We start from the raw sequence: 5090 nt of genomic DNA on the forward strand, positions 1-5090 counted from the left end.
TTCCTCGGTGGGCGGTTCGCCGGGACGCATCATGCGGTAGATGGCCACCCGCGCGGCCATCTGGTCGGCGGTATCGTCCGTACGCAGCGTCTGGGAAATATAGGCGCCTTCGTTCAGTTCGTTGATGTAGAGCGTTTCGATGTCACGGATGCCCGCCGTGCGGAATTCCGCCAGCAGGGATTCGGTGATCTCGTCATTGGCCTGCGCCAGGACTTCACCGGTATCCGGGCTGACGACATTCTTGGCCAGCACGCGGCCCAGCAGGAAATCCTCGGGCACCGAAATGTGGCTGACCTTGGCTGCGGTCAGGTCGCGCAGATGCTTGGCATTGATGCGCTTGTCCTTTTCGACGATGACATTGCCTTTTTTGTCGGTAATGTCGAAACGTGCGACCTCGCCCTTCCAGCGTTCGGGCACGAATTCGAGCATGCCGCCTTCCTGGTGCAGCGCGATATGATCGAAGTTCGAGAAATAGGCCAGGATGGCTTCCGGCGTCATGCCGATGGCCTTCAGCAGGATCGTCACCGGCATCTTGCGACGGCGGTCGATGCGGAAGAACAGGATGTCCTTGGGATCGAATTCGAAATCCAGCCACGAACCACGGTAGGGAATCACGCGCGCGGAGAACAGCAATTTGCCCGAGCTGTGGGTCTTGCCGCGGTCATGTTCGAAGAACACGCCGGGCGAACGGTGCAGCTGGGACACGATGACGCGTTCCGTGCCGTTGATGACGAAAGAACCGGTATCCGTCATGAGCGGAATCTCGCCCATGTAGACTTCCTGTTCCTTGACTTCCTTGACGGTGGGCTTGCTGACTTCGCGGTCCATCAGCACCAGGCGCACCTTGGCGCGCAGCGGGGACGCGTAGGTCAGGCCCCGTTGCTGGCATTCCTTGACGTCGAACACGGGAGTGCCCAGCACGTAGCTGACGAATTCCAACCGCGCCATCTGATTGTGGCTGACGATGGGAAATATCGAATTGAAGGCTGCCTGCAGTCCTTCTTCCTTGCGCTTGGCGGGGGGCACGTCCGATTGCAGGAAGGTCTTGAACGATTGCAGCTGCGTCGCCAACAGGTAGGGAACGTCCTGGACGTCCTCGCGCTTGGCGAAGCTTTTGCGTATGCGCTTCTTTTCGGTGTACGAATAAGGCATGAGCACTCCGACTCGAGGGTTGCTTAGGCCGTCAACCACGGCCATGGTTTACGGCTCCAGAAAACCCGGCTCCGCGTGACGCAGCAGGACGTCGAGCACGGGTTTTCTGGAAACGCAAAAGCCCGGGAGGCTTTGGAAAGCGGCGAACAGACCTGAAACAGGGGTTCGGCGCTTCCCCGGGCTTCCCGGGCGCGGCAATGCGGTCTTACTTGAGTTCGACCTTGGCGCCGGCTTCTTCCAGCTTTTTCTTCGCGTCTTCGGCAGTCGCCTTGTCCGCGCCTTCCTTGATGGGCTTCGGTGCGCCATCGACCAGGTCCTTGGCTTCCTTCAGGCCCAGGCCGGTGATTTCACGAACCGCCTTGATGACGTTGACCTTGTTGGCGCCGACTTCGGCCAGGACGACCGTGAATTCGGACTGCTCTTCAGCAGCGGCGGCAGCGCCACCGGCAGCCGGGGCAGCCGCCACGGCGACAGCGGCCGCAGCAGCGGACACGCCGAACTTTTCTTCCATTTCCTTGATCAGCTCGGACAGTTCGAGCACGCTCATGGCGGCGATCGCGTCCAGGATTTCAGCTTTAGTTGCCATTTTCAGAACTCCAGATAATTGAATAAGCCAGGTTTGGTTGTCGCTTCCAGCAACGAAGAAATGCCGGCAGCCTGCTTACGCAGCCTGCTTCTGGTCGCGGACGGCCGCCAGGCCGCGCACGAACTTCGTGGGCACTTCGTTGAGCGTACGCACAAACTGAGCGATGGGCGCCTGCATGGTGCCCAGCAGCTTCGACAGCAATTCCTCGCGGGACGGCATGGTGGCCAGGGCCTTGATGCCATCCGGGTTCAACAGGCTGTTGGGCAGGGCCCCGCCTGTGATGACCAGCTTGTCATTGCTTTTCGCGAAATCGGACAGGACCTTGGCGGCCGCCACCGGATCAGCGCTGATCCCGTAGATCAGCGGACCGGTCAGCTGGGCGGACAAACCCTCGAAGGGGGTGCCGACCAGTGCGCGACGCACCAGCGTGTTCTTCAACACGCGCAGGTACACGCCCGATTCACGCGCAGTCTTGCGCAATACGGTTGCGGAGGCGACGTCCAGACCACGATACTCGGCGATGACGATCGATTGGGCACGGCCGATCTCGGCTGCGACTTCCTCGATGACCACCGCCTTTTCTTGGCGATTGAGACTCATGGTTGAACACTCCATCTAACGATGCCGGAGACCCCCCCGACATCAACCGAATGCGGCGCACCTGGTCGAGTTCATGAATGAATTCTTCCTGGGCGCCGTCTACGCTGGATCCGGCAATACGGCCCGGGATTAAGCCTCACGCCAAGGCGATCGGCTCCAGCGGTCTTTGACAGCAGCACCCGTTCCGGAGAACGGGCACGGCCCAAAGTTCTTTTGGCCGGCCTTACGCAGCCAGCGACGACAATTCGATGCGCGCGCCGCCACCCATGGTGGAGGACACGGCAACCTTGCGCAGATAAATGCCCTTGGCCGCCGCAGGACGGGCCTTGTTCAGGGCATCGATCAGCGCAGCCAGATTGGTTTGCAGCTTTTCGACATCGAAAGACGCGCGGCCGATGGTCGCATGGATGATCCCCGCCTTGTCGGTGCGGTACTGCACTTGACCAGCCTTGGCGTTCTTGACGGCAGTCGCGACGTCCGGCGTCACCGTGCCGACCTTGGGGTTCGGCATCAAGCCACGGGGACCCAGGACCTGGCCCAGGGCGCCGACGACACGCATCGTGTCGGGCGAAGCGATGACCACGTCGAAGTCGATGTTGCCGGCCTTGATGCTGGCAGCCAGATCATCCAGACCAACGATGTCCGCACCGGCGGCCTTGGCGGCATCGGCCTTTTCGCCCTGGGCGAACACGGCGACACGCACGGTCTTGCCGGTACCGGCCGGCAGCACCACGGAGCCACGGACCAGCTGGTCGGATTTCTTGGGGTCGATGCCCAGTTGCACGGCAACGTCGATGGACTCATCGAACTTGGCCGTCGCAGTTTCCTTGACCAGGGCAATGGCCTCGGCCACCGGATACAGCTTGGTGCGATCGATCTTGGCTGCAATGGCGGCAGCGCGTTTGCTCAGCTTGGCCATGATCAGACGACTCCTTCCACATCGATGCCCATGCTGCGGGCGCTGCCAGCAATGGTGCGCACGGCGGCGTCCAGATCGGCCGCCGTCAGGTCGGGCTGCTTGGTCTTGGCGATTTCCTCGGCCTGGGCACGCGTCAGCGTGCCGACCTTGGCTGAATTGGGGGTTGCGGAGCCTTTCTGGATGCTCGCGGCCTTCTTGATCAGGATCGTGGCCGGCGGAGTCTTCATGATGAACGTGAAGCTCTTGTCGGCAAAGGCCGTGATCACCACGGGAATCGGCAGCCCGGGTTCCATGCCCTGGGTCTTGGCGTTGAACGCCTTGCAGAATTCCATGATGTTCAGACCGCGCTGACCCAGCGCCGGACCGATCGGGGGAGAGGGATTGGCCTTACCAGCTGGCACTTGCAGCTTGATGAAGCCGACGATTTTCTTCGCCATGCAATGCTCCTGTCGGGTTCATGCGCCGATCCTCGATGAGACCGGCTCCCCGGGTTGAAAATTCGCCACGCCACACCCCAGCGCATCATCCCCGGACAGCGGGAAATTTTGCCGGAACATGTCCTGGCGGTAAAAAATCAGACTTTTTCGACCTGAGCGAAATCCAGCTCGACCGGCGTGGCACGACCAAAGATCGTGACCGACACACGGACCTTGCTTTTTTCGTAGTTGACTTCCTCGACGTTGCCATTGAAGTCCGCGAACGGGCCTTCCTTGACGCGCACGGTCTCGCCAATTTCGAAAAGAACCTTGGGGCGTGGTTTTTCGACGCCTTCTTCCATTTGGGAAAGGATCTTTTCGACTTCCTTTTCGGAGATGGGAGCCGGACGATTGCCGGAACCACCGAGAAATCCGGTGACGCGATTGGTGCTTTTCACCAGGTGCCAGGTTTCGTCGGTGAGATCCATTTCGACCAGGACATAGCCCGGGAAAATACGGCGCTCGGTAATCGACTTGCGACCGTCCTTGATTTCGACGACTTCCTCGGAGGGCACGAGAATGCGGCCGAATGCGTCCTGCAGGCCGGCGCGTTCGATGCGTTCGACCAGGGCCTTGTGGACGCTTTTTTCCATGCCCGAATAGACATGGACGACGTACCAGCGCTTGCTCATGCGGTTTTCGTTCCTTAGTTCCAGCCCAGCAGCAGGCCGTAGATGATCCAGCCCAGCAGCTTGTCGGCGATCCACAGCAGAGCGCCCATGGCCAGCACGAAAGCGAATACAACCGCTGTCATGCGCGTGGTTTCCTGGCGCGTGGGCCAGACGACTCGACGTGTTTCGCTGTATGCTTCGCGACCGAAGGCGAAGGTCCGCCGACCCGTGTCACTGAACCAGACGATGACCGCAGCCAGAATCAGGCCTGCGACGAAGACACCCACACGCACATAGCCAGGCTGGTCCACAAGGACCGAATACGCCACGATACCCGCAACGATCACAAGCACGGCCAGGCCGAGCTTGATGCGTTCGGCGGCACGGCTGACGGTTTCTACGTTCTGGTGAGACATATACGGGTGTTCGACACCGCTGCTGCGGCAATGAGATCGGTGGCAGGGGCAGAAGGAATCGAACCCTCAACCTTCGGTTTTGGAGACCGACGCTCTGCCAATTGAGCTATACCCCTAAACCTCGAAAAACGGTGGTGCTGCCGCACCCCCGTTTTCTGAAAAACATCGGTGGGCGGCCTGACCAGCCCACCATTGTACTACAGAATTACTTGATGATTTTGGCGACGACGCCGGCGCCCACGGTGCGACCGCCTTCGCGAATGGCAAAGCGCAGGCCTTCTTCCATGGCGATCGGCGCAATCAGGCTCACCGTCATCGACACGTTGTCAC

6 protein-coding genes, 1 tRNA gene and 2 pseudogenes are annotated in these 5090 nt (G+C 60.5%); all 9 read right to left on the bottom strand.

Annotated elements, in window-relative coordinates; genetic code table 11:
- Positions 1–1152 (bottom strand): annotated as a pseudogene (gene rpoB / locus RBR29_RS10325) (DNA-directed RNA polymerase subunit beta); the annotation flags it as partial.
- A gap of 205 nt (positions 1153–1357) precedes the next feature.
- Positions 1358–1738 carry a 50S ribosomal protein L7/L12 gene (rplL, locus tag RBR29_RS10330; protein WP_320349060.1) on the bottom strand — a complete coding sequence of 127 codons (381 nt, stop codon included), beginning with the start codon at positions 1736–1738 and terminating at the stop codon, positions 1358–1360.
- Positions 1739–1813: 75 nt separating this feature from the next.
- A complete protein-coding gene (rplJ, locus tag RBR29_RS10335; protein ID WP_320349061.1) occupies positions 1814–2338 on the bottom strand; it encodes a 50S ribosomal protein L10 in 525 nt (174 codons plus the stop codon).
- A gap of 223 nt (positions 2339–2561) precedes the next feature.
- Entirely contained in the window at positions 2562–3257 is a 696-nt protein-coding gene (gene rplA, locus RBR29_RS10340) for a 50S ribosomal protein L1 (protein WP_320349062.1), read from the bottom strand.
- Between the two features lie 2 nt (positions 3258–3259).
- The gene (gene rplK, locus RBR29_RS10345; RefSeq protein ID WP_320349063.1) at positions 3260–3694 is read right to left on the bottom strand and encodes a 50S ribosomal protein L11; all 435 of its coding nucleotides are present in this window, start codon (positions 3692–3694) and stop codon (positions 3260–3262) included.
- Positions 3695–3831: 137 nt separating this feature from the next.
- Complete coding sequence (gene nusG / locus RBR29_RS10350; RefSeq protein ID WP_320349065.1) at positions 3832–4365, bottom strand: transcription termination/antitermination protein NusG; 534 nt, start codon at positions 4363–4365, stop codon at positions 3832–3834.
- A gap of 14 nt (positions 4366–4379) precedes the next feature.
- Positions 4380–4760: a preprotein translocase subunit SecE gene (gene secE, locus RBR29_RS10355; protein WP_320349067.1), complete on the bottom strand. Its 381-nt coding sequence runs from the start codon at positions 4758–4760 to the stop codon at positions 4380–4382.
- A gap of 40 nt (positions 4761–4800) precedes the next feature.
- Positions 4801–4876: transfer RNA gene (locus RBR29_RS10360), tRNA-Trp, on the bottom strand.
- 89 nt (positions 4877–4965) lie between these two features.
- Positions 4966–5090: pseudogene (locus RBR29_RS10365) on the bottom strand (elongation factor Tu); the annotation flags it as partial.

Source organism: Castellaniella sp. (genome assembly GCF_034007085.1).
GTDB lineage: Bacteria > Pseudomonadota > Gammaproteobacteria > Burkholderiales > Burkholderiaceae_B > Castellaniella.

Excerpts from the sequence above, each read along its gene's own strand:
- nusG (WP_320349065.1), bottom strand. The coding sequence starts at position 4,365 with ATGAGCAAGCGCTGGTACGTCGTCCATGTCTATTCGGGCATGGAAAAA.
- rplL (WP_320349060.1), bottom strand. The coding sequence starts at position 1,738 with ATGGCAACTAAAGCTGAAATCCTGGACGCGATCGCCGCCATGAGCGTG.
- rplA (WP_320349062.1), bottom strand. The coding sequence starts at position 3,257 with ATGGCCAAGCTGAGCAAACGCGCTGCCGCCATTGCAGCCAAGATCGAT.
- rplJ (WP_320349061.1), bottom strand. The coding sequence starts at position 2,338 with ATGAGTCTCAATCGCCAAGAAAAGGCGGTGGTCATCGAGGAAGTCGCA.
- rplK (WP_320349063.1), bottom strand. The coding sequence starts at position 3,694 with ATGGCGAAGAAAATCGTCGGCTTCATCAAGCTGCAAGTGCCAGCTGGT.
- secE (WP_320349067.1), bottom strand. The coding sequence starts at position 4,760 with ATGTCTCACCAGAACGTAGAAACCGTCAGCCGTGCCGCCGAACGCATC.